The following is a 1709-nucleotide window of genomic DNA, read 5'->3' on the forward strand; positions in this document are numbered from 1 at the left end:
AAAGGTCGGAGCGTCAGGGGGCGTCGTCGTTCGCCGCCAGCCGGCGTATCGCGGCCAGCGGCACCGGCAGCCAGTCGGGGCGGTGCCTGGCCTCGTAGACGACCTCGTACACCGCCTTGTCCGTCTCGTACGCGCGCAGCAGCACAGGATCGGTCCGAGGGTCGCTCCCGGAGATCTCCGCGTACCCGGAGCAGTACGCGGCCCGGCAGAGGGACGCCCAGCCCGGCTCGGCGGGGCGCTGTGAGTGGGCCGCGTAGTCGAAGGAACGCAGCATCCCCGCGACGTCCCGCGCGACGGGCTGGGGCATGCGGCGCTCGGCGAGCGACTTGGAGGGCTCGCCCTCGAAGTCTATGAGCGACCACTCGCCGCCGGGCGACCGAAGGCACTGGCCCAGGTGCAGGTCCCCGTGGATGCGCTGGGCCGTCCAGGTGCTGCCCTCCGCCGCCAGGTCCGCCAGCGCCGCGAAGGCCGAGCGCAGCTCCGGTGCGTACGGCCGCAGCGCCGGAACCGCCTGCGTGGCCGCCTCCAGCCGTTCCGTCATCCCGGCCACGAGCAGCTCCAGCTGGGACCGCCCGAGGGTGACCGTCGGCAGCGCCCGCGCGAGCGCCGTGTGCACCTCGGCCGTCGCGCGCCCCAGCGCACGCGCCTCCGCGCCGAAGTCCTCTCCCTTGGCCAGCTCCCGCAGCGCCAGTTCCCAGCCGTCGGCCGCGCCCTGCACGAAGGGCTGGAGCACGCCCAGGACGTACGAGTCGTCGGAGGAGGTGAGGTCCGCCGTCATCCAGCCCGCCGGAGCCGGCACCCGCGGGCACCCCTCGCGCGCCAGCATCAGCGGCAGCTCCAGATCCGGGTTCGTGCCGGGCACGATCCGCCGCAGGAGCTTCAGGATGAACGTATCGCCATACACGACGGACGAGTTGGACTGCTCCGACGTCACCAGGCGAGGCACCAGCCCCGCACGGATCTCCTGCCGCATGTCCCGTTCGAAGCGCAGCTCGCCGACGCGTGCCCGTGCGCGCAGCGCTTCCAGGAGCACGTCTGCGGGCCGGGGGTCGTACAGCGCCTCGTACACCGTGCGCCCTGCCAGCGGTCCCTCGTCCAGGTGCCCGATCAGTGCGGGCGCGAGCCGTGGCGGCAGGGTCTCGCGGACCCCGATCAGCAGCTGGTAGCAGTCGGCGGGGTGCGGTGCCGCGCTCTGGACGGGCACGAGCGGCTGGTGGGCCCGTACGAGCAGGTGGAGCAGCCCCAGTTTCGAGCTCACGGGCAGCAGCTCCGTCGCCGCGACCAGGGTGAACCCGGTGACCGGCCGGCCCTTGCCCGCGAACCACCGCTGCCGTGGCAGCCACTCCCGCAGCAGTGGATCAAGAGACGCGAGAAGGGCGGGACCGGCCGTACGGGCGGAGTGCGTGACAGCCTCCGGCGTTGCTGCCGACGGGGCTTCCGACGGGGCTTCCGACATGGCGTCGCGTCCTTTCCCCAGTGACCCGGAGGACCAGAAGACCAGGGGAGTCGGGGTGTTACTGATGCGTGCCCAGGGCGGGGCGGTGGAAACCGCCCCGCTGGGGTTCTACGCGGCGTCCTTGCGGAGCCGGAACCAGTAGAAGCCGTGGCCTGCGAGGGTGAGCAGGTACGGGAGTTCTCCGATGGCGGGGAAGCGGACTCCGCCGATGAGTTCGACGGGGTGGCGGCCGTTGAAGGTGCGCAGGTCGAGT

Annotated in this window: 2 protein-coding genes; both read right to left on the bottom strand. The window is 72.6% G+C overall.

Annotated elements, in window-relative coordinates; translation table 11 throughout:
* Positions 1-13 precede the first annotated feature (13 nt).
* Complete coding sequence (locus tag FNH08_RS49700; protein ID WP_152778581.1) at positions 14-1456, bottom strand: maltokinase N-terminal cap-like domain-containing protein; 1443 nt, start codon at positions 1454-1456, stop codon at positions 14-16.
* 108 nt (positions 1457-1564) lie between these two features.
* On the bottom strand, positions 1565-1709 hold a 145-nt coding region (locus FNH08_RS49705; RefSeq protein WP_194238894.1), incomplete at its 5' end, for an alpha-glucosidase C-terminal domain-containing protein.

The organism is Streptomyces spongiae, assembly GCF_009377185.1.
GTDB lineage: Bacteria > Actinomycetota > Actinomycetes > Streptomycetales > Streptomycetaceae > Streptomyces > Streptomyces spongiae.

What these genes read in the sequence shown, in the direction of transcription:
- FNH08_RS49700 (WP_152778581.1), bottom strand. Translation starts at nt 1,456, where the DNA reads ATGTCGGAAGCCCCGTCGGAAGCCCCGTCGGCAGCAACGCCGGAGGCT.